General features: G+C 70.3%; 21 protein-coding genes. 14 read left to right on the forward strand and 7 right to left on the reverse strand.

Annotated features, from left to right (window positions below; all coding sequences use genetic code 11):
• Nucleotides 1-65: 65 nt before the first annotated feature.
• The 4 genes from ABVN73_RS24570 to ABVN73_RS24585 form a co-directional block, all read right to left on the reverse strand.
• A complete protein-coding gene (locus ABVN73_RS24570; protein WP_137143100.1) occupies nt 66-1,202 on the reverse strand; it encodes a penicillin-binding protein activator in 1,137 nt (378 codons plus the stop codon).
• Nucleotides 1,203-1,482: 280 nt separating this feature from the next.
• Nucleotides 1,483-1,872, reverse strand: a complete 390-nt coding sequence (locus ABVN73_RS24575; RefSeq protein WP_353861718.1) for a hypothetical protein — start codon at nt 1,870-1,872, stop codon at nt 1,483-1,485.
• 93 nt (nt 1,873-1,965) lie between these two features.
• Nucleotides 1,966-2,244 (reverse strand): hypothetical protein, encoded by a 279-nt coding sequence (locus ABVN73_RS24580; RefSeq protein ID WP_353861719.1) that lies wholly within the window; start codon nt 2,242-2,244, stop codon nt 1,966-1,968.
• A 157-nt stretch (nt 2,245-2,401) separates the two neighbouring features.
• Nucleotides 2,402-3,673 (reverse strand): amidohydrolase/deacetylase family metallohydrolase, encoded by a 1,272-nt coding sequence (locus ABVN73_RS24585; protein WP_353861720.1) that lies wholly within the window; start codon nt 3,671-3,673, stop codon nt 2,402-2,404.
• A gap of 706 nt (nt 3,674-4,379) precedes the next feature.
• Here ABVN73_RS24585 and ABVN73_RS24590 point away from each other — a divergent pair.
• The 14 genes from ABVN73_RS24590 to ABVN73_RS24655 all read left to right on the forward strand — a co-directional run bounded on the left by ABVN73_RS24590 (nt 4,380) and on the right by ABVN73_RS24655 (nt 18,527).
• The gene (locus ABVN73_RS24590; RefSeq protein WP_353861721.1) at nt 4,380-5,969 is read left to right on the forward strand and encodes a gamma-glutamyltransferase; all 1,590 of its coding nucleotides are present in this window, start codon (nt 4,380-4,382) and stop codon (nt 5,967-5,969) included.
• Nucleotides 5,970-6,013: 44 nt separating this feature from the next.
• Nucleotides 6,014-7,168: an ABC transporter substrate-binding protein gene (locus ABVN73_RS24595; protein WP_353861722.1), complete on the forward strand. Its 1,155-nt coding sequence runs from the start codon at nt 6,014-6,016 to the stop codon at nt 7,166-7,168.
• Between the two features lie 171 nt (nt 7,169-7,339).
• Nucleotides 7,340-8,212: a branched-chain amino acid ABC transporter permease gene (locus ABVN73_RS24600; protein WP_035682121.1), complete on the forward strand. Its 873-nt coding sequence runs from the start codon at nt 7,340-7,342 to the stop codon at nt 8,210-8,212.
• Nucleotides 8,209-9,246, forward strand: a complete 1,038-nt coding sequence (locus tag ABVN73_RS24605) for a branched-chain amino acid ABC transporter permease (RefSeq protein ID WP_353861723.1) — start codon at nt 8,209-8,211, stop codon at nt 9,244-9,246. The genes ABVN73_RS24600 and ABVN73_RS24605 overlap by 4 nt, the downstream gene beginning before the upstream one ends.
• The gene (locus ABVN73_RS24610; protein ID WP_145626208.1) at nt 9,243-10,046 is read left to right on the forward strand and encodes an ABC transporter ATP-binding protein; all 804 of its coding nucleotides are present in this window, start codon (nt 9,243-9,245) and stop codon (nt 10,044-10,046) included. Before ABVN73_RS24605 ends, ABVN73_RS24610 begins: the two co-directional genes overlap by 4 nt.
• A complete protein-coding gene (locus ABVN73_RS24615; protein ID WP_014199601.1) occupies nt 10,033-10,737 on the forward strand; it encodes an ABC transporter ATP-binding protein in 705 nt (234 codons plus the stop codon). The genes ABVN73_RS24610 and ABVN73_RS24615 overlap by 14 nt, the downstream gene beginning before the upstream one ends.
• Before the next feature lie 21 nt (nt 10,738-10,758).
• Entirely contained in the window at nt 10,759-13,128 is a 2,370-nt protein-coding gene (locus ABVN73_RS24620) for a xanthine dehydrogenase family protein molybdopterin-binding subunit (protein WP_353861724.1), read from the forward strand.
• On the forward strand, nt 13,125-13,937 hold the full coding sequence (locus tag ABVN73_RS24625; RefSeq protein ID WP_353861725.1) for an FAD binding domain-containing protein: 813 nt from the start codon (nt 13,125-13,127) through the stop codon (nt 13,935-13,937). Before ABVN73_RS24620 ends, ABVN73_RS24625 begins: the two co-directional genes overlap by 4 nt.
• Nucleotides 13,934-14,422, forward strand: coding sequence for a (2Fe-2S)-binding protein (locus ABVN73_RS24630; protein ID WP_353861726.1), 489 nt, complete (start codon nt 13,934-13,936; stop codon nt 14,420-14,422). Before ABVN73_RS24625 ends, ABVN73_RS24630 begins: the two co-directional genes overlap by 4 nt.
• A 4-nt stretch (nt 14,423-14,426) precedes the next feature.
• Nucleotides 14,427-15,095 carry an SRPBCC family protein gene (locus ABVN73_RS24635; protein WP_199230034.1) on the forward strand — a complete coding sequence of 223 codons (669 nt, stop codon included), beginning with the start codon at nt 14,427-14,429 and terminating at the stop codon, nt 15,093-15,095.
• 65 nt (nt 15,096-15,160) lie between these two features.
• Complete coding sequence (locus tag ABVN73_RS24640; RefSeq protein ID WP_353861727.1) at nt 15,161-16,330, forward strand: amidase; 1,170 nt, start codon at nt 15,161-15,163, stop codon at nt 16,328-16,330.
• Nucleotides 16,327-16,707 carry an oxalurate catabolism protein HpxZ gene (gene hpxZ, locus ABVN73_RS24645; protein WP_035682152.1) on the forward strand — a complete coding sequence of 127 codons (381 nt, stop codon included), beginning with the start codon at nt 16,327-16,329 and terminating at the stop codon, nt 16,705-16,707. Before ABVN73_RS24640 ends, hpxZ begins: the two co-directional genes overlap by 4 nt.
• A 96-nt stretch (nt 16,708-16,803) precedes the next feature.
• Nucleotides 16,804-17,289 (forward strand): MarR family transcriptional regulator, encoded by a 486-nt coding sequence (locus tag ABVN73_RS24650; RefSeq protein WP_094307009.1) that lies wholly within the window; start codon nt 16,804-16,806, stop codon nt 17,287-17,289.
• A 38-nt stretch (nt 17,290-17,327) separates the two neighbouring features.
• The gene (locus tag ABVN73_RS24655) at nt 17,328-18,527 is read left to right on the forward strand and encodes a DUF1116 domain-containing protein (RefSeq protein WP_109068480.1); all 1,200 of its coding nucleotides are present in this window, start codon (nt 17,328-17,330) and stop codon (nt 18,525-18,527) included.
• Between the two features lie 28 nt (nt 18,528-18,555).
• Here ABVN73_RS24655 and ABVN73_RS24660 read toward each other — a convergent pair whose 3' ends face one another.
• From ABVN73_RS24660 to ABVN73_RS24670, 3 genes are read right to left on the reverse strand one after another with little or no spacing between them, the layout of a single operon-like run.
• Nucleotides 18,556-19,512: an FAD-binding protein gene (locus tag ABVN73_RS24660; RefSeq protein WP_109469353.1), complete on the reverse strand. Its 957-nt coding sequence runs from the start codon at nt 19,510-19,512 to the stop codon at nt 18,556-18,558.
• A 35-nt stretch (nt 19,513-19,547) separates the two neighbouring features.
• Complete coding sequence (locus ABVN73_RS24665) at nt 19,548-20,297, reverse strand: electron transfer flavoprotein subunit beta/FixA family protein (RefSeq protein ID WP_109469352.1); 750 nt, start codon at nt 20,295-20,297, stop codon at nt 19,548-19,550.
• A gap of 31 nt (nt 20,298-20,328) precedes the next feature.
• The gene (locus ABVN73_RS24670; RefSeq protein WP_353861728.1) at nt 20,329-21,798 is read right to left on the reverse strand and encodes an FAD-binding oxidoreductase; all 1,470 of its coding nucleotides are present in this window, start codon (nt 21,796-21,798) and stop codon (nt 20,329-20,331) included.
• Nucleotides 21,799-21,816: the final 18 nt, after the last annotated feature.

The following is a 21,816-nucleotide window of genomic DNA, read 5'->3' on the forward strand; positions in this document are numbered from 1 at the left end:
TGCGTTGGATCGGTGCGCGCCGCGGGGACGGTGCCGTCACGGCAGCCCCGCGGCGCGTCCGCCGGTCAGTGCGGCGCGTCCACCGGGGTGGAGGCGATCACCTTCGGTTCGCCCTTCTCGATCCGCACCAGCACCGCGTCGAAGCCATAGGCCTGGCCCTTGTCGGTGAACTTGTAGACGCCGTTCGGCGCCTCGTAGCTGGTCTTGGCGAGCGACGCCCGGATGGCCTCGGCGTCGGTGCCGCCGGCCCGCGCGATGGCCTGTCCGGCGATGTTCAGCGCGTTGTAGCCGGCGGCGCCGTACTTGCCGGGCTTGATGCCGTACTTCGCCTGATATTTCTGGACGAAGGCCTGGTTGCGCGGGGTGTCCATGCTGGAGGCGTAGGGGACGGCGGCGTGGATGCCCTCCGCGGCCTCGCCGGTCAGGTTGATGAAGTCGGCGGTGGCCCAGGAGCCGACGCCGAACACCTTGGTGTCCAGCCCCATCTCGCGGATCTGCTTGACCAGGATGGAGCCGTCCTGCGTCTCCGCGGCGACGAACACGCCGTCCGGCTTGGCGGCGCGCAGCTTGGTCAGCAGCGTGAAGAAGTCGGTGGCGCCGTGGTCGAAATACTCGGTCAGCACCGTCTTGACGCCCAGCGCCGTCAGGTCTCGGGAGAACTCCTCGACGCCGCCGCGGCCCCAGTCGTCGTTGACGCCGATGTAGGCGACCTTGGTCAGCTTCAGGTCGTTGGCGAGGATCTTGGCAAAGGCTTCCGCCATCAGCGCGTCCGTCTCGGCGGCGCGGAAGAAGTAGGGGTTGCCCTGCTCCGTCAGGCTGGCCTTCGACGACACGCCGGTGATCAGCGGCAGCTTGTATTTCTGTGCCACCGGCATGATCGCCGCGGTGGCGGAACTGCAGAAGGCGCCGACCAGCGTGACGACCTTGTCCTTCTGCACCAGCTTCTCGACGGCGTTGACCGAGTTGGCCGGGGTGCACTGGCCGTCCTCGACGATCAGTTCGATCTTCTTGCCGAGGACGCCCCCCGCGGCGTTCATTTCCTCGACGGCGAGCCGGGCGCCTTCCACCACGGACTTGCCGTTGTAGGCGACCGATCCGGTCAGCGGCTGGACCAGCCCGATCCTGACCGTGTCCTGCGCCTGCGCCGGAACCGACGCGGCGATGCCGGTCAACAGCAGGCCGCCCAGAACCACGTTTCTCATCTCTCCCTCCGCGTTCGACGGTGATGTCGCGATGACGGCGAATGACGATTCCCTGTCGGCGCCCCGCCGCTCTCGGCGTGGGCGCGTCGGCCCGTTGCGGGAACGGCGTGCCGTCCGATGCGGCAACCGTTCCCGTGTTTTATTATACGGCCAATTAATTATGCAGGGATGCTAACGGTCGCGTCGCGGCGCTGTCAATCGCTTTTCCGACGAAGACGGTTGGGGATTTTTTACGGATGTGTCCCACGGCGGTGTTTTGGCGCCGTGGTCGGCGCGCTCCTCAACGGAGCGCGTCGAGCGTGTCGGCGTTGGGGCAGAGAAGCGCGTGCTCCGGCTGCGTGCAGCCTTCGGCCAGCAGGTGGCGGCAGGTGCGGGCGCTGCGGCAGAGCGCGCAGACGCGCTGCAGGTCGTTCATCAGGTCGGGGCGGTCCCGCTCCACCGCGGCGCCGTCAACGCCGTGCAGGGCCATCGCGGCGGGCAGCAACGCGCCGACATGGCCGGCGCGCAGCACGGCCGGGGCGGTCAAATCGGTCAGACCGGCGTCAGCCAGCACGCGGTCGCGGTCGTGCGGCGCCAGTGCCTGGAGCGTGTCCAGGGACCGCGCGCCGCGCCAACCGCGCAGGAGTTTCGCGCACAGGCCCTCATGCGGCGCGGGGGCGGGGGTGGTCATGGGAGTCTCCAAAGCGAGTTATTAATCGTTCGATTAATATTCCCGGCTGGAGCCCTCCGCGCCTTGATGTGGATCAGCCGCGCCCGGCTTTTATCACGGGGCCGGCCGCGTCCCGACGCAGCGCACGGCGTAGCGCCGGTAGCCGAAACCGGACTCGCCCTCGCAACGCTCGACCACGAAGGCCGCGCGCCGTGTGACGACGCGGCTTCCCGTGTCGAGCGGGGTGTCGTGCGCCAGCTCCAGCATCATGCGCTGCTGGCGCCGCGGGGGGGACAGCAGCAGGGCGCGGGCCTTGCCCAGCCGCCGCCCCTCGGCGTCGCGGCAGCGGGCGGGGACCTCGAACATCCAGAAGGCGAGCGCGGCTTCGGACATGGGCGGAGTCCTTCGTGGGATGATGGGGTGTTCGGGTGCCGACGCCGCCCCCTCCCTAACCCTCCCCCTCTACGAGGTGGAGGGGACTGCCGCCGCTTCGCGGAAGGCACTCTCTCCCGCGGAAGCGGGGGAGGGCCGGGGTGGGGGACCGTTTCGTTCACGCCGCGACCGGAATCGGCTTCGGCAGCAGCGGGCTGTCCACCTCCTGCATCACGCCGTCGCGCAGCGAGAAGGCCGGAACGATCATCTCCGGCGCGGTCACCCGCTCGCCGCTGTTGTCGCTGAGCTGCCAGCGGCCGGCCTTGACCTCCAGAACCGCCACGTCGGCGGCCATGCCCGGAGTCAGCGCGCCGATCTCGTCGGTCATGCCAAGCATGGCGGCGGGGTTGCTGGTCACCGTCTTCAGAACGTCGCCCAGCGCCATGCCCAGCGTCAGAAGCTCGGTCATCGCGTGGGTCAGGCTGAAGGGGGCGACGCCGTAGAAGGGGTTGGCCTCGCGGTCGCCGCCGGCGCCCGCCGTCGGGGCCTTCACGTTGTAACCGTGCAGGTCGGCGCCCAGCGTGTAGGGCAGGATGCCCGCCGCCAGCGTCCGCCGCGCCATCTCGAAGCTGAAATGCGAGCCGTGGCCGACGTCCACGGTCAGCCCGCGCTCCAGCGCCTTGTAAATGACCGGATGCACCTCGCCGGTGCGGGTGGAGATGAAGCCGCCGGGATGACGGGTAAAGGGATGGGCCAGGATGTCGCGCGGATCGAGCAGCGGGACCAGCTCCTCCACCAGCATGTCGGGATCGACGGCCTCGCCGCCCTCCACCTCCGGCCAGAGCTGGCCGAGATGGACGTAGAGCGGCACGCCGATGCCGTCGGCGATGCGCTTGGCCTGCTTGATGACGTCCAGGCCCCAGCGCGAGGCGCCGCCGACCTCGGCGTGGGCCTTGATGCCCTTGACGATGTCGCGGTTCTCGCGCCCGACGCGGATGGTGGCGTTCACATCGACGCAATCCGGACGGTAGAGCTGCGGGTAGTAATGGCCCTCCAGCCCGCCGACCAGATAGGCCGACAGGAAGCACAGCGTGCGCGAGCGCGCCGGCTCGGCGATGAAGCGGCGGAAGGCCGGCAGGGTCATCAGGCTCGGCCCGCCCTGGTCGACCAGCGTCGACACGCCGGAGCGCACGCCCACCATGTCCGGGTTCAGCCCGAAGCGCCCGGTGACCTTCTCGAAGACGTGCGCGTGGGTGTCGATCAGGCCCGGCGTCACGAGCTTTCCGGAGACATCAAGGATGGTGTCGGCGGCATCGTCGGGCAGCCGTTCCGCCACCGCCGCGATGCGGCCTTTCGCGACCGCCAGATCGCCGACCAGATCCAGCCCGTTGGCCGGATCGAGAATCCGTCCGCCGCGGAGCACGAGGTCGAACGTGTGCGTCTCTGACATAACCCACCTTCTTGCGCTGATTTTTATCTGGCCGTTTCTTCAGCAAGGCGCATGCCAGGACGGGAGGGATTCGTCGAGGCGCACAAAACTTCAGCATGCTGACGAATGACCGCCGGTTGGGCATTCGGTGGTCAAAATACGCACAATACCGCATGCCACGGCATGCGCTCGCCACCCTGCGACGCGCCGTTTTCCGCAGTATGCTGACGATTTCCGGCGGAGCAGGACCGCGCGGCGCCCTGCTGCCGATTTGTGCACGAACCCCGAAGCCGGGGCGAAAACCGCGGGTTTTGGCGGGTTTTCAGGGCCGCCCACGGCCGCTGGGGCGCGCCATGAACCGGCCGTCAACGGACGCCCTCAGATCGTCAGCATACTGATGAGTGCCTGCGCGGCAGGCAAAGGTTGCGCAGGAATCGAGCGGAGGGGCGTTGCGCCCGGAATTCACGACTATTGATTGTTTTTCAAAAAGTTAGCCTGCGCTCTTCCGAGGTTGCGCCGTCCCGCCTTCAATCCGTTTGCCCAACATCAAGGCGATTTTCGGTCCTGGCGCCCCGCCGCGTCCGCCCGCCCACCGGACGGAAATGCGCCGCGCCCCGCCGGTTGGCACAGCGTTCGCAAAGGGATGGGAAACCAACGGAAAAAGTCGGATATCCATAAAAATGAGAGGGTTTCTTCCTGGCCCGCGGCCTTCTTCCGTGAGGTTCCCATGCTGAACACGCCGCGCAGCCGCCGGGGAATGGTCACCTCCCCGCATCATCTCGCCAGCCAGGCCGGGCTCCAGATCCTGCGCGACGGCGGCACCGCCGTCGAGGCGGCGGTCGCGGTCGCCGCGGCTCTGGCCGTCGTCTACCCGCACATGACCGGCATCGGCGGCGACGGCTTCTGGCTGATCGCCGAGCCGGGGCGCGATCCCGTCGCCATCGACGCCTGCGGCGGGGCGGGTAAGGCGGTCTCGCTCGACCTCTACCGGCGCCACGGCCACGAGACGGTGCCCTGGCGCGGGCCGCTGGCGGCGAACACGGTCGCCGGCACCATCGACGGCTGGCGCGAGGCGCTGGCCGTCAGCGCCGGCTGGGCCGCCCCGCTGCCGCTCGCCCGCATCCTTGAGGAGGCCATCGCCCACGCCGAGCAGGGCATCCCGGTCACCGCCAGCCAGGAAGGGCTGACCCGCCAGAAGCTGCACGAATTGAAGGACGTTCCCGGCTTCAAGGACACCTTCCTGCCGGGCGGCGCCGTGCCGCTGGAAGGCTCCACGCTGAAGCAGCCGGCGCTGGCCGCCACGCTGCGCCGGCTGGCGGCGGAGGGTCTGGACAGCTTCTACCGCGGGCCGCTCGCCGCCTCCATCGCGGCGGATCTGCAGCGCGCCGGCTCGCCGGTGGACGCGGCGGATCTCGCGGCCCACGCGGCGCACCGCCGCCCGGCCCTGTCGGTGGGCGTGCGCGGGGCGCGGCTGTTCAACCACCCGCCGCCGACGCAGGGTCTGGCCTCGCTGATGATCCTCGCCTTGTTCGACCGGCTGGGCGTGACCGAGGGCGAAGGCTTTGACCACATCCACGGTCTGATCGAGGCGACCAAGCAGGCCTTCCTGGTGCGCGACCGCGAGGTCGGCGACCCGGTCTACATGGGACGGGAGGCCCAGACGTTTCTCGACGACGCGGTGCTGGACGGTCTGGCCGCCAACATCGACCGCGCCCGCGCGCTGCCCTGGCCGCATGTCGCCAAGCCGGGCGACACGGTGTGGCTGGGCGTGATCGACGGGCAGGGCCGCGCCGTCAGCATGATCCAGAGCGTCTATTTCGAATTCGGCTCGGGCCTCGTCCTGCCGGAGACCGGGATCACTTGGCAGAACCGTGGCGCCTCCTTCCGTCTGGCGGAGGATGGCTGGAACGCGCTGGCTCCGGGGCGCAAGCCCTTCCACACGCTGAACCCGGCGATGGCCCGCTTCGACGACGGGCGCGGCATGGTCTACGGCACCATGGGCGGGGAGGGGCAGCCGCAGACCCAGGCCGCCGTCTTCTCCCGCTACGGGATGTTCGGGCAGGGCCTGCAGGCCGCCGTCACCGCGCCGCGCTGGCTGCTCGGCCGCACCTGGGGCGAGGACAGCGTGACGCTGAAGCTGGAAAGCCGCTTCGACCCCGCCCTGGTCGCCGCCCTGCGCGACGCCGGGCACGCGGTCGAACTGCTCGACCCGTTCACGAGCACCATGGGGCATGCGGGCGCCATCGTCCGCCATGCCGACGGAACGCTGGAGGGGGCGACCGATCCCCGCAGCGACGGCGCGGTCGCCGCCTGGTGACCGCCGAACCGAGGCACAATCAAGAACAGAGGGGGTTAGACGACATGCGGACGATGAAGACCACGGCGTTGCTTCTGAGCGCCGCGCTGCTGGCGCCGGGCGTGGCCTTTGCGCAGGAGACGATCAAGATCGGCGTGACCCAGCCGCTGACCGGCGCGGTCGCCGCGTCAGGCAACTACGTGGCCAACGGCGCGCGGGTGGCGGAGGAGGTCGTGAACGCCAACGGCGGCGTTCTCGGCAAGAAGATCCAGCTGATCATCGAGGACAACAAGAGCAACCCGAAGGAGGCCGTCGCCTCCGCCGAGAAGCTGATCGTGCGCGACAAGGTCCCGGTGCTGATGGGCGCCTGGAGTTCCACCTTCACCCTGGCGGTGATGCCGAAGCTGGTGGAGTACGGCGTGCCGCTGGTGGTCGAGACCTCCTCCTCGACCAAGATCACCACCTCGGGCAACCCGTGGGTCTTCCGCATCGCCCCGACCTCCGCCATGGAGGCCAAGTCCTTCGCGGAGAAGCTGGACCATTTCCAGCCGGCCATCCAGAAGGCTGATTTCCTGGCGGTGAACAACGACTTCGGGCGCGGCTCGGCGGACGAGTTCCGCAAGATGCTCCAGGCCAAGGGCGTCAAGATCGGCGTCACCGAGACGATGGCGCCGGAGGCCACCGACCTGTCGGCCCAGCTTTCCAGCATCAAGCAGTCGGGCGGCGACACGCTGTTCGTCACCACCGGCGTCGAGCAGATCACCCTGATCCTGAAGCAGGCGGCCGAGCTGCGCCTGCCGCACCGGATCATCACCAACGGTGGTTCCTCCTCCCCCGACCAGCTCATCGCACAGGCGGGCGCGGCGGCGGACGGCGGCTACTTCACCCTGTTCTTCGCCCCCTGGTTCCCGGAGAAGGCGGTGCACCCGACGGTCGCCAAGACCTTCGTCGATGGCTGGAACAAGAAGGGCTACGACTTCGCCGGCCTGACCGAGGGCTACCGCGGCTTTGACGGCATCATGACCATCGTGGAAGCCATCAAGACGGCCGGCAAGGCCGAGCCGCAGGCCATCCGCGACGCGCTGTGGACGGTGAAGCTGGCCGGCGTGAACGGCGACATCGCCTTCAAGAAGGACGGCCCGGAGGGCAAGGAGAGCGGCCAGAACGAGGCCAACGTCTACGTCGTCCAGGTGAAGGACGGCAAGGTGACGATGCCGTAACCGGCTTCACCGCCCTCTCCCGCCCCGGGAGAGGGAAGGGGCCCGCGCCGCAGGCGCGGGGAGGGTGAGGGGCGTACGAGGATCAAGGCGCTGATCCTCGGGCGACCCTCACCCGTCGCCTTCGGCGCCACCCTCTCCCGGGATGGAAGAGGGGAAGTAAGGAGACACGCGGTGGAAGCGCATCTGCAGCACCTTTTGAACGCCGTGGTCCTGGGGGGGACCTACGCGCTGCTGGGAATCGGCCTGACGCTGATCTTCGGCATCATGCGCGTGGTCAACTTCACCCATGGCGAGCTTTACACTTTCGGCGCCTACATGGCCTACATGCTGGCCGGGATGATGGGGCTGAACTTCTTCATGTCCCTGGCGATGGCCGCCGTTTTGGGCATGGCGCTGGGGGCGCTGATCGAATTCACGCTGCTGCGCCCGCTGAAGGGTGCGGACATCGACACCACCATGCTGGTGATGATCGGCGCCGGCATCGCCATGCAGGCCGGCGAGCAGCTCGTCTGGGGCGGTGTGGCGAAGTCGGTGCCCAGCCCCTTCCCGACCGAGCCGGTGGTGCTGGGGTCGGTGTCGGTGGGCATGAACCGGCTGTTCGTCCTGGGCGTGGCATTGCTGCTGCTGGGCGGCTTCTACCTGCTCATCAACCGGACCAAGCTGGGCGTGGCCATGCGCGCCACCTTCCAGGACCCGGACACGGCGGCGCTGATGGGGGTCAACCGCGGGCTGATGTACACGCTGACCTTCGCGCTCGGCTCCGGCCTCGCCGCCACGGCGGGGGCGCTGCTCGGCCCGATCTTCGTGGTCACGCCGACCATGGGCGATCTGGTGGCGCTGAAGGCCTTCGCCATCGTCATCCTGGGCGGGCTGGGCAACATCCCTGGCGCCACCATCGGCGGCTTCGTCCTGGCGCTCGCCGAGGAATTCGGCGCCGGCTACCTGTCGTCGGGCTACCGCGACGCCATGGGCTTCATCCTCATCATCGCCGTGCTGATCGTGCGGCCCCAGGGTCTCTTCGCCATGAAAGAGCGGATCGGATGACGACGCGTCTCCTCCCCTGGCTGTTCGTTCTGGTCATGGCGGTCGGGCCGCTGTGGCTGGGCGACCAGTACATCCTCTACGTCCTGACCTCGACCGGCATCTTCATCATCGGGGCGATGAGCCTGAACCTGCTGCTCGGCTACACCGGGCAGCTCAGCCTCGGCCACATCGCCTTCTTCGGGATCGGGGCCTACACCAGCGCGCTGCTGTCGCTGGGCTTCGACCTGGATCTCGGCGGGGCGGAACCCTTCGTGCTGGGGCCGCAGCCGGTGTGGATCGCCTTCCTCGGCGGCATCCTGATGGCGGCGCTGTTCGGCTTCCTGATCGGCAAGCTCGCCTTCCGGGTGCGCGGGGCCTACTTCGTCATCGTCACCATCAGCTTCGCCCAGGTCATGCGCATGGTCGCGCTGAACTGGGTGGACCTGACCGAGGGGCCGATGGCGCTGAACAACATCCCGCCGCTGTCGGTCTGGCTGCCGTGGGACGGGGTGATCCCGCTCTACAAGAAGGAATACAATTACCTTCTGGTGCTGGCGGTCGCGGTGGTCTGCTTCCTGGTGATCCAGCGGCTGGTGCAGTCGCGGGTGGGCCGGGCGCTGGTGGCGCTGCGCGAGAACGAGTCGCTGGCGCGCTCGGTCGGGATCGACGTGACGCGCTATCTGGTCGTCGCCACGGTGATCGCGGCGGGCATGGCCGGGGCCGCGGGCGGGCTCTACACCCACTACATCCGCATCGTCGACCCGGACGTCTTCATGTTCATCTACACGGTGACCATGGTCATCATGGTGGTGACGGGCGGCAAGGGCACGCTGGCCGGACCGATCGTCGGCGGCCTCGCCTTCGGCATCCTGCCCGAGGTGCTGCGTGAAGTGGCGCGGCCCGAGGTGCAGTGGATCATCTACGGCGTCGCCATGATCGTGGTCGTCTTCTTCCTGCCGCAGGGCATCGTCCCGGCGGTGAAGACCTGGGTCGCCGGCCGCCGCAAGCGCGTCGCCGGGACGGCGCTGGGCCTGCGCAAGGAGACCTCGGCATGAGCCTCGCCCTCGACGAATCCGCCGCGCCAATCCTTGAGGTGCGCGAGGTTGCCGTCCACTTCAGCGGCCTGATCGCCATCGCCTCGATGAGCTTCGCCGTGCCGGAGGGGGAGATCGTCAGCCTGATCGGCCCCAACGGGGCGGGCAAGACGACGGCCTTCAACGTCATTACCGGCTTCCTGAAGCCAACCGGTGGCAAGGTGCTGTTCCGCGGCACCGACCTGACGCGCCTGTCCTCCAACCGCATCGCCGGCCTGGGCGTCGTGCGCACCTTCCAGCGCACCAGCATCTTCGCCGGCTGCACCGTCTTCGACAACGTGCTGACCGGGATGCACCGGCAGGGCCGGGCGGAGACCTGGGGGGCACTGCTGCGGCTCGCCTCGGTGCGGGCGGAGACGGAGCGGATGCGGGCGGCGGTGGCCGAGATCCTGGCCTTCGTCGGCCTGTCGCACCGCGCCGACGAGCTGGCCGGCAACCTCGCCTACGGTGAGCAGCGGCTGCTCGGCATCGCCATCGCGCTGGCCGCCGACCCCAAGCTGCTGCTGCTGGACGAGCCGGCGGCCGGGCTGAACCCGTCGGAGACGGAGGCCTTCATGGGCGTCGTCCAGCGCATCCGGGACCGCGGCGTGACCATCCTGCTGGTGGAGCACGACATGCGCATGGTGATGACCATCTCCGACCGCGTGGTGGTGCTGAACCACGGGCGCATCATCGCCGAAGGCCCGCCGGAGGTCATCCGCGCCAACCCGGACGTGATCCAGGCCTATCTGGGCCAGGGGGTGAAGCATGCTAAAGGTTGAGGGGATCACCGTCTGCTACGGCCAGATCCCGGCGCTCCGCAACGTCTCGCTGACGGTGGAGGAGGGGGAGCTGGTCACCCTGATCGGCGCCAACGGCGCCGGCAAGACCACGACGCTGCGCGCCATCAGCGGCCTGCTGCCGCTGGCCTCGGGCCGCATCACCTTCGAGGGGCGGGAGATCGGCAACGCCGCCCCCCGCACGGTGCTGGCGCTGGGCGTGGCGCACTGTCCGGAGGGGCGGCGCGTCTTCCCCCACCTGACCGTGCGCGAGAATTTGGAGATGGGCGCCTATCTGCGCCGCGACCATCAGGCGGTGGCCCAGGATATGGAGCGGCTGTTCCACCGCTTCCCCCGCCTGAAGGAGCGGCTGAACCAGCCCGCCGGCACCATGTCGGGCGGCGAGCAGCAGATGCTGGCCATCGCGCGCGCGCTGATGTCGCGCCCGAAGATCGTGCTGTTCGACGAGCCGTCGCTGGGCCTCGCCCCCAACCTCGTGGAGCGCACCTTCGAGATCGTGTCGGACATCCGCCGGGAAGGGACCACCGTGCTGATGGTCGAGCAGAACGCCTACGCCGCGCTCGACATGTGCGACCGCGCCTACCTGCTGGAGAGCGGGCAGGTGATGGAGCAGGGAACCGGGCAGGCCATGCTCGCCAACGACCACATCCAGCGCGCCTATCTGGGCGGTTAAGAAAAAAGAGAGGGTCAGGGAATGGGAGAGGTTAGCACCGCTGGATCGGGCGCCGGTTCCGGTGTCGGCGCCAGGGTCCGCCGCAAGGAGGACGACCGGCTGCTGCGCGGGCGGGGCCGCTTCGTCGGCGACATCGCCCTGGTCGGCATGAAGGAGCTGGCCTTCGTGCGCAGCCCGGTCGCCCACGCGACCATCACCGGCATCGAGATTCCGGAGGAGCACCGCGGCGCCGTCTTCACCTGGGCGGACCTGGCGGCGGGCGGCGTCAAGCCGATCCGCGCCGTGTCGGGCCTGCCCGGCTTCAAGGTGTCGGAGCAGCCGGCGCTGGCCGACGGCAAGGTGCGCTTCGTCGGCGAGCCGGTGGCCGTCTGCGTCGCCGCCACCCGCGCCGAGGCCGAGGACATCGCGGCGTCCGTCTTCGTCGATTACGCCGAGCTGCCGGTGAATGCCGACATGCTGGAGGCGGTGAAGCCCGGCGCGCCCAGGGTGCACGACCATTGGCCGGACAACGTCTTCCTGGAGACCAACGTCGGCGGCAACATCGCGGAGATCGCCGCCACCGCCCCGGTGAAGGTGTCGCGGACCATCCGCACGGCGCGCCAATGCATGGTGCCGCTGGAGGGCAAGGGCGTGGTCGCCCACTGGGACCGCCATGTCGAACAGCTCGTCCTGACCACCTCCACCCAGATGCCGCACATCGTGCGCGCCGGCCTGTCGGAATGCCTGGACCTCGACCAGGGGCTGATCCGCGTGGTGGCGCCGGACGTCGGCGGCGGCTTCGGCTGGAAGGGCCTGCTCCAGCCCGAGGAGATCGTGGCCGCCTGGATCGCCATGCGCCTCGACCGCCCCGTCCGCTGGACCGAGGACCGGCGGGAGCATCTGGTGGCCGCCGCCAACGCCCGCGAGCACCATTACGAGATCACCGCCTACGCCGACGCGCGCGGGCGGCTGCTGGGGATCGAGGCCGACGCCTGGGTCGATGCCGGGGCCTACTCCGTCTATCCCTTCTCGGCCTGCCTGGAAGCGGCGCAGGTCGGCAGCATCCTGCCCGGCCCCTACGACTTCGCGCATTACCGCTGCCGCACCTTCTCCGTCTGCACCAACAAGCCGCCGATCGTGCCTTATCGCGGCGTGGCGCGCACCGGCGTGTGCTTCGCCATGGAGCAGATGATCGACGCCGTGGCCGACGCCGTTGGGCGGGAGCCGTGGCAGGTGCGGCTGGAAAACCTCGTCCCGCCGGAGAAGATGCCCTTCGACAACGTGACGCGGAAGCATTTCGACAGCGGCGACTATCCCGAATCCGTCCGCCGCGCCGTCGCCGCCATCGAGCTTGACGGCTGGCGCGCCCGCCAGAAAAACGGAGAGGCGGACGGCCGGCTGATCGGCGTCGGCTTCGCCACCTATTGCGAGCAGTCGGCCCACGGCACCGCCGTCTATCACGGCTGGGGCATCCCCATGGTGCCGGGGCACGAACAGGCGCAGGCCCGCATCACCCCGGACGGCGGGCTGGAGCTGCGCGTCGGCGTGCAGTCGCACGGCCAGAGCATGGAGACCACCTTCGCCCAGGTCGCCCACGAGGTGCTGGGCATCCCGCTGGAGAAGATCAAGCTGGTGCACGGCGACACCGGCCTGACGCCCTATTCGACGGGCACCTGGGGGTCGCGCAGCATGGTCATGGCCGGCGGTGCCGTCGCCACCGCCTGCCGCACGCTCGCCGAGCGGCTGCGCCGGATCGGCGCGCATCTGATGCAGGCCGGGCCGGACGGGGTGGTTCTGGAGGAAGGGGCGGTGAAGGCCGGGGCCGCCGCGGTGACGATCCGCGAGATCGCCCACACCTGGTACCGCGCGCCGCAGCTCCTCCCCGCCGACGTGGACCGGGGCGGGCTGGAGGTCACCGCCGGCTACAAGCCGGGCAGCGACCACGGCACCTTCTCCTACGCCACCCACGCCGTGGCGGTGGCCGTGGACCCGGAGATCGGGCAGGTCGAAATCCTCGACTACGTGGTGGTCGAGGACGCCGGGACCATGGTCAACCCGATGGTCGTCGACGGCCAGATCTACGGCGGCGTTGCCCAGGGCGTCGGCACCGCGCTCTACGAGCGGATGCCCTACGACGCGGAGGGCCAGCCGCTCGCCTCCACCTTCGCGGATTACCTGATCCCCGGTTTCACCGAGGTCCCGCACGTGAGGATCATCCACATGCTGACCCCCTCGCCCTACACCGAGTTCGGCGTGAAGGGCATCGGCGAGGGTGGCGCGATCGCCCCGCCGGCGGCGATCTGCAACGCCATCAACGACGCGCTGAAGCCACTGGAGGTCATCGTGACGAACGCGCCGATGACTCCGGAGGTCATCCTTGCCGCCATCGCCGAAACGCGGGGTGCGGCATGAAGGCGGTCGATTTCGACTACGCGCAGCCGGCGACGCTGGACGCGGCGCTGGAGCTTCTGGCGCGCGAGGACGTGATGGTGCGGCCCGTCGCGGGTTCGCAGTCGCTCGGCCCCATGCTGAACCTGCGGCTGGCCCAGCCGGAGCTGCTGGTGGACATCACCCGCATCGCCGAGCTTCGGACGATCCGTCGGGAAGGCGACCGGCTGGTCATCGGCGCCTGCGTCACCCACGCGCGGCTGGAGGACGGCGACTACCCGGACGTGACGCGCGGCGTTCTGCCGTCCGTGGCGGCGGTGATCGCCTACCGCGCGGTGCGCAACCGCGGCACCATCGGCGGCAGCCTCGCCCACGCCGATCCGGCGGCGGACTGGGTGAACGTGCTGACCGCGCTCGGCGCCGACGTGGTGATCGCGGGCCGAAGCGGGCGGCGCAGCGTGCCGATGACCGACTTCATCCTCGGCGTGTTCGAGACGGCGTTGCAGCCGGGCGAGATCGTCGCGGAAATCCATGTCCCCGCCCTGTCCGACCGGGCGCGCTGGGGCTATTACAAGGTCTGCCGCAAGACCGGCGAGTTCTCCCACGCCACCGGGGCGGTGCTGATCGACCCGGCCCGCGGCGTCCAGCGCTGCGTCGCCGGTGCGACCTCCGGCAAGCCGGTGGTGATCGACGGCCCGGCCCTGTTCGAGGGCGGCTGCACCGAAGCGGCGATGGCGGCGCATCTCGCCGGCAGCCCCGCCGCGGACGACCCCATCGCCCTTCGGACCCACACCGTCGCGCTGAAGCGCGCCATCGCGCAGGTGATGTCATGAGCGCCCACGCCAAAACCATTTCCCTGACCGTCAACGGCACGCGCGTCGAGGCCAGCGTGCCGCCGCGCCAGCATCTGGGCGACTTCCTGCGCGAGCGGGAGCTGCTGACCGGCACCCATCTGGGCTGCGAGCACGGCGTGTGCGGCGCCTGCACCATCCTGATCGACGGCGAACCGGCGCGCTCCTGCATCACCTTCGCGGTGGCCTGCGACGGGCGGTCCATCACCACGGTGGAGGGGCTGGACGACGATCCCGTCGCCACGGAGCTGCGCGAGGCCTTCTCCGCCGAGCACGGCCTCCAGTGCGGCTTCTGCACGCCGGGGATGCTGGTGGCGGCGCGCGACGTGGTGCTGCGCCGCCCGGACGTCGACAACCCGGCGATCCGCACGGCGATGAGCGGCAACCTGTGCCGCTGCACCGGCTATGTCGGGATCGTCAACGCCATCCGCCGCGTCATCGACGCGCGCAACACGAACGCGGGGTAAGCCCATGCCGACCATGACCCAGACCCTTGCCGTCAATTTCCCGCGCGCCCGCGTCTGGCCGCTGCTCGGCGACGTGGAGCAGGTGATGTCCTGCATGCCCGGCGCCTCGCTGACCAAGCCGCGCGAGGGCGACCGCATCTTCGGGCAGATGCGCGTGAAGCTCGGCCCCATCGCCGCCGTCTTCGCGGGGGAGGGCACGCTGGCGATGGACGAGGCGACCCACACCGGCGTCATCCACGGCCAGGGCACGGACCCCAAGAACAACTCCCGCGCCAAGGCCGACGTGACCTTTTCGGTTTTGGAAGAGGGTGCGGGGACGCGCATCGACCTGACCGTCGATTTCACCCTGACAGGCGTGCTGGCCCAGTTCAGCCGCGGCGCCATCGTTCAGGAGATCGCCAACCGCCTGACCGCCGAGTTCGCCCGCAACCTGGAAGCCAAGCTGGCGGCGAGCGCACCGGCGGAGGTGATGGCGGCTGCGTCTTCGGACACGGCGGCCGCCCCGGTTCCCGAGCCTGCCGCCGAGTCCGCCCCCGAACCGACCCCCGAGCCGGCCCCCGAGCCAGCCAAGGAACTGAACGCTGGCAATCTGCTGTGGGTGATGCTGAAAGACTGGCTGCGTGGCCTGTTCGGCGGCCGCTCTCTGCAAAACAACCACAGCCGTTCCCGATAATCCCTCTTCCGCCCCGGGAGAGGGAGTGCCGTGCCGTTTCCGAACGTGAGATTGACCACCGCATCATGCCGAACGATCCTCTGAACGCCTTCGTCCCCGACGGCCGGACCGAGGTCGCCGGTGCCGCAAGCGGCCCGCTGGCCGGGCTGCGCTTTGCGGTGAAGGACCTGTTCCACATCGCCGGCCTGCCCACCGGGGCCGGCAACCCGGACTGGCTGCGCACCCACGAGGTTCCGCGGGAGACCGCCCCCGCCGTGCAGCGGCTGTTGGACGCCGGGGGGCGCGTCGCCGGCAAGACCCTGACCGACGAGCTGGCCTGGAGCCTGGCCGGCGAGAACGCCCACTATGGCACGCCGGAGAACCCGCAGGCGCCGGGCCGCATCCCCGGCGGCTCCTCCAGCGGGTCGGCCTCCGCGGTGGCGGGCAGGGCGGTGGATTTCGCCATCGGGACGGACACCGGCGGGTCGGTCCGCCTGCCGGCGAGCTATTGCGGTCTCTACGGGATCCGGCCCACCCACGGGGCGGTTCCGCTGGACGGCTCCGTTCCCCTGGCGCCGAGCTTCGACACCGTGGGCTGGTTCGCGCGCGAGGCGGCGCTGCTCCGCCGCGTCGGGGCGGTGGTGCTGCCCCCGGCGTCCGCCCCGGCGCTCCGCCGCCTGCGGGTCGCCGAGGACGCCTTCGCCGTGGCGGGGGAGACGGTGCGCGCCGCCCTCACCCCGGCCTTGGAGCGGCTGCGCGAGCGGTTCGGGGGTGCGGAGACCGTGACGCTGGCCCCGGAGGGGCTGGATCGATGGCGCCCGGTCTTCCAGACGCTCCAGGCCGCCGAGGCCTGGGCGGCGCACGGCGCCTGGATCGCGGCGACGAAGCCGACCTTCGGCCCGGGGGTGCGCGATCGCTTCGCCGCGGCCGCCACGCTCGATCCCGCCCTGGCCCGCGCGGCGGCGGAGGCGCGGGAGGGCATCCGGCGGCGAATGGACGCCCTTCTGGGAACGGACGGGCTCATCATCCTGCCCAGCGCGCCGGGCATCGCGCCGCTGCGCGGCTCGTCGGGGGCGGCGGTGGACGCGGAGCGCGGTCGGGCGCTGGCGATCCTCTGCCCCGCCGGTCTGGCCGGTCTGCCGCAAGTCTCCATTCCCGCGGCGCGGCTCCAGGGCTGCCCGCTCGGCCTGTCGCTGATCGGCCCGCGCGGCAGCGATTCGACGCTTCTGGCCATCGCCGAGGACCTCTTCGCATGACGCTTGAGATCAACATCCCCGAGGTGGTGGCCGAGGTCACCGCCGCCTTCGAGCGCTACGAGCGCGCGCTGACCGGCAACGACGTGGCGGTCCTGGACGAGCTGTTCTGGAACCACCCGGCGACCCTGCGCTACGGCGTGGGCGAGAACCTGTACGGCTACGACGCCATCGCCGCCTTCCGCCAGGGCCGCCCGGCGGCGGGGCTGGACCGGAGCTTGCGCAACACCGTCATCACCACCTATGGCCGCGACATGGCGACCGCCAACACCGAATTCACGCGCCCTTCCACCGAGCGCGTCGGGCGGCAGAGCCACACCTGGGTCCGCATGCCGGAGGGCTGGCGGATCGTCGCGGCGCATGTGTCGCTGATGGGCTAGGCGCCACCGTCTTCCGGCCCGGTTGCCGATCCTCCGGCCCGCCGCCATCCTCTCTGGAAGTCAATTTTCCAAACCCGCTCCGACGGACCGCCCGCGATGACATTAGACGACCCCCTGATCGAAGAGGCGTACCGCGTCCTGGCGGAGCGTCCCGGATTCCTCATCCGCCGCCTGCACCAGATCCACGTCGCCATGTTCATGGAGGAGTGCGCGGAGTTCAACATCACCCCCGTCCAGTACAGCGTGCTGACCGCCCTGGCGGAACGCCCCGACCTGGATCAGGTGACGCTGGGTGCCCAGATCGGCATCGACCGCACGACCACGGCGGGCGTGCTGGCGCGGCTGGCCGAGCGCGGGCTGATCCAGCGCCGGGCCAGCCCGGTGGACAAGCGCATGAAGCTGGCCGCCATCACGGCGGAGGGCCGGAAGCTGCTGCGCCGCATGGACAAGAAGGCCCAGCGCGCCCACGACCGCACCATCGCGCCCCTGCCGAAGGAGGACCGGGCGGTCTTCCTGCGCTACCTGCTGCATCTGGTCGACGCCAGCAACGGCTACGGCCGCGCCCCGCTGCATTTGCCGTAACGGCACCGTAAACACCGAGAGAGTTGGGGATACACGCGATGAACGACGCCACTTCGCGGGCCGTGGAGCGGATGCTGGCCGCCGTTCCGGTGTGGACGGAAACCGGAACCGCCGGGGAGCGGATCGGGCTCGACCGCCACACGCTGCTGCACGCCGGGCCGCCCTTCGCCGATCCGGCGGAGATCTGCCCGCCGATCCTCAACGCCGCCGCCGCGGCGCTGCTGTTCGAAGGTGTGGCCGGCGGCGTGGAGGAGGCCCGTGCCATGGTCTTGAGCGGCGCCGTGACGCTGCGCCCGGCGCAGGACATGGGCGTGGTCACCCCGCTGGCCGCCGTCGTGTCGCGGTCGATGTGGCTGCATGTGGTGGAGGATGCGGGCGGCTCCGGCGCCCGCGCCTACAGCCCGCTCAACGAGGGCGGCGGCCCCGCCTTGCGCTTCGGCATCGTCAGCGGGGCGGTGGTGGAGCGGCTGCGCCTGCTGCACGGCGCGGTCGGCCCGGCGCTGGCCGGGATCGGGCCGGTGGAATTGCGTGGCATCGCCTGCGAGGCGATGGGGCAGGGGGACGAGTTGCACGGGCGCGTCGGGGTGGCTTCGGCGCTGCTGACCGAGACGCTGGTGTCGCGGCTGGGCGGGACCGGCGCGGTCTGCGCCTTCCTGAAGGAGGCCGGGCAGTTCTTCCTCAACCCCTGGATGGCCGCCTGCAAGGCGATGATGCTGGCCGCCGACGGCGTGCCGGGGGCGGCGCTGGTCACGGCGGCGGGTGGCAACGGGGTGCGCTTCGGGCTGCGCCTGTCCGGCATGATGGGCGAGGGCTGGGCGAGCGCGCCGGTGGCCGCCCCGCAAGGGCCGGACATTGGTACTCCCCGCCCGCGCCTGCCGGCGATCGGGGACAGCGCCGTCATCGACGCGCTGGGCTTCGGCGCGCTGGCCCTCGACGCCGCCCCGCTGCTGCGGGCGGAGCTGGGGGCAGCGGCCGAAACGGCCATCGCGGCGGCGGACCGGCTGCTCTGCGCCGACCATCCCGTCCACGGGCGGCGCGTCGGGCTGGACGCCCGCGCCGTGCTGCTGGGCGGCCCGGTGCCCCCCGTCTGTCTGGCCGCCCTGCACGCGGCGGGGGAGGACGGGATCGTCGGGCGCGGCCTCGCCTGGCATCCGCCCTCCTGCCACGCCGAGGCGGTGGCGGCGGTGCACCGGTTGAGCCGCGCCGATTTTCCGGACGCCTCCACCTCCTGCGCGTGACGTCAGCGGGGGCGCGAGCCTGTCAGCGTCACACCCCGGCCGTCAGCTCGGGCACCGCCTTGAAGAGGTCGGCGACGAGGCCGTAGTCGGCGACCTGGAAGATCGGCGCCTCCTCGTCCTTGTTGATGGCGACGATGACCTTGCTGTCCTTCATGCCGGCGAGGTGCTGGATGGCCCCGGAGATGCCGACGGCGATGTACAGCTCGGGCGCCACGATCTTGCCGGTCTGGCCGACCTGGTAGTCGTTCGGCACGAAGCCGGCGTCCACCGCCGCGCGGCTGGCCCCGACCGCCGCCCCCAGCTTGTCGGCCAGCGCCTCCAGCAGCTTGAAGTTGTCGCCCGACTGCATGCCGCGGCCGCCCGACACCACGATCTTGGCCTGGGTCAGCTCCGGACGCTCCGATTTCGTCAGCTCCTGGCCGACGAACCTGGCCGAGCCGGCGTCGCCCGTCCCGGCGATGCTCTCGACCGTCGCCGAGCCGCCCGTGGCGGCGGCCGCCTCGAAGGCGGTGGTGCGCACCGTGACGACCTTGATCGGGTCGGCGGACTTCACCGTGGCGATGGCGTTGCCGGCGTAGATCGGCCGCTCGAAGGTGTCGGCGGAGACCACCCCGGTGATGTCGGAGATCGCCGCGACGTCGAGCAGCGCGGCGACGCGCGGCAGCAGATTCTTGCCCTCCGACGAGGCGGCGGCCAGAAGATGCTCATACTTTTCGGGGCCGTAGCCCTTGGCCAGACCGACGACCAGCGGCGCGACGTTCTCCGGCAGCGGGTGGGCGTAGGCCGCGTCGTCGGCCAGCAGCACCTTGGCCACCCCGGCGATCTTGGACGCCGCCTCGGCGACGGCCTGGGCGCCCTGGCCGGCGACCAGCACGTGGATGTCGCCCTGAACCGAGCTGGCGATCTTGGCGGCGGCGCCGACCGCGTTCAGCGTGGCGGCCTTCAGCGCGGCGTTGTCGTGTTCGGCGATGACGAGAATGGACATGTCAGATCATTTCCCCTTTAGAGCCGGTGGGCCCTTCAGATCGCGCGGGCTTCGTTCTTGAGCTTGTCGACCAGGGCGGCGACGTCGGCGACCTTGACGCCGGCCTTGCGCTTGGCCGGCTCGGCGACCTTGAGCGTGGTCAGGCGCGGCGCCACGTCGACACCCAGCGCGTCGGGGGCCAGCGTCTCGATGGGCTTCTTCTTGGCCTTCATGATGTTGGGCAGCGAGGCGTAGCGCGGCTCATTCAGGCGCAGGTCGGCGGTGACCACGGCGGGCAGCGTCAGCTGCACCGTCTCCAGGCCGCCGTCGATCTCGCGGGTCACGGTGACCGCGCCCTCGCCCGGCGTGACCTTGGAGGCGAAGGTGCCCTGCGGCCAGCCCAGCAATGCTGCGAGCATCTGGCCGGTCTGGTTGCAGTCGTCGTCGATCGCCTGCTTGCCGAGGATGACCAGCGTCGGGCCTTCCTTGTCGACGAGCGCCTTGAGCACCTTGGCGACGGCCAGGGGCTGCGTCTCGGCGTCGGTCTGGACCAGGATGCCGCGGTCGGCGCCCATGGCGAGGCCGGTGCGCAGCGTCTCCTGGGCGGCCGTCGGGCCGACGGTGACCACGATGACCTCGGTCGCCGTGCCGGCTTCCTTGAGGCGGACGGCCTCTTCGACGGCGATCTCGTCGAAGGGGTTCATGCTCATCTTCACGTTGGCGGTCTCAACGCCGGAGCCGTCCGCCTTGACGCGGATCTTGACGTTGTAATCGACCACCCGCTTGACCGGGACGAGGATCTTCATCGGATGCGGTCCTTGTTTGGCCGGGCCGCGCTCAGGCGCGCAGGATCTTGCCGGGGTTCATGATGTTGTGCGGATCGAAGGCGCGCTTCAGCGTCGCCATCATGTCCAGCTCGACCGGGGACTTGTAGCGCGGCATCTCGTCGATGCGCAGCCGCCCGATGCCATGCTCGGCGGAGATGGAGCCGCCAAGGTCGACCACGATGTCGTGGACGATGGCGTTGACCGTCGCAAGCTTCGCCTTCCATTCGGCCGGGTCGCCGCCCTCCGCCTGGATCGGGTTGAAGTGGATGTTGCCGTCGCCGAGATGGCCGAAGGCGAAGGGGCGGATGCCTGGGCATTCCCGCTCCAGCGCCGCGTTGGCGCGGTCGAGGAAGCGCGCCACGCGGGAGATCGGCACCGACACGTCGTGCTTGAAGGACACGCCCTCGCGCTTCTGGCCTTCCGGGATGCCTTCGCGGATGCGCCACAGCGAATCGGCCTGGGCCTTGGAGGCGGCGACGACGCCGTCCAGCACCTCCCCGGCCTCCATTCCGGCTTCCAGAATGCCTTCCAGCATCTCCATCAGGCGGTTGCCGCCGTCCTGGTCGGCCAGCTCGACCAGCACGTACCAGGGATAGCGGTCGCGCAGCGGGTCGGGCACGTCCGGCACATGGCGGCGGGCGACGTCGATGCAGTCGCGCTGGATCAGCTCGAAGGTGATGATGCGGTCGCCGGCGACACCCTTGGCGCGGGTCAGCAGATCGACGGCGTCGCTGGGGGCCGACACCGCGACCAGCGCCGTGGCTGTGGCGCGCGGCAGCGGCGACAGCTTCAGCACCGCGGCGGTGACGATGCCGAGCGTGCCTTCCGACCCGATGAAGATCTGCTTCATGTCGTAGCCGGCGTTGTCCTTGCGCAGCCCGCGCAGCCCGTCCCAGATCCGCCCGTCGGGCAGCACCACCTCCAGCCCGGCGACGAGGTTGCGCATGTTGCCGTAACGCACGACCTGCACGCCGCCGGCGTTGGTGGCGATGTTGCCGCCGATCTGGCAGGAGCCCTCGGCGGCGAGGCTCATCGGGAACAGACGGCCGATGTCGCGCGCCGCGTTCTGGATGTTGGCGAGGATGCAGCCGGCCTCCACCGTCATCGTGTCGTTGTCGATGTCGATCTCGCGGATGCGGTTCAGCCGGTTGGTGGAGAGGACGATCTCCGTCCCGTCCGCGTGCGGCTGGCTGGCCCCGGTCAGGCCGGTGTTGCCGCCCTGGGGCACGATGGGGGTGCGCGTCTGCGCGCAGACGCGCACCACGGCGGCCAGCGCCTCGGTGCTGTCGGGCAGAACCACGGCGGGGGAGCGGCCGACCCAGCCGTCGCGCCAGGATTCCATGAAGGGCTGCATGGTGCCGGGGTCGGTGATCAGCCCGCGGTCGCCGACGATGGCGTGGATGGGGGCGAGCACGGCCGTCGCGAAGTCCGGCCGCCCGGTGGTCAGGGTGTCGTTGGACCCCGAGATGTCTTTGGACAAGGAGGCTCTCCCTGGGCT

Origin of the sequence: Azospirillum formosense (assembly GCF_040500525.1) — a bacterium.
GTDB classification, from domain to species: Bacteria; Pseudomonadota; Alphaproteobacteria; order Azospirillales; family Azospirillaceae; genus Azospirillum; species Azospirillum formosense_A.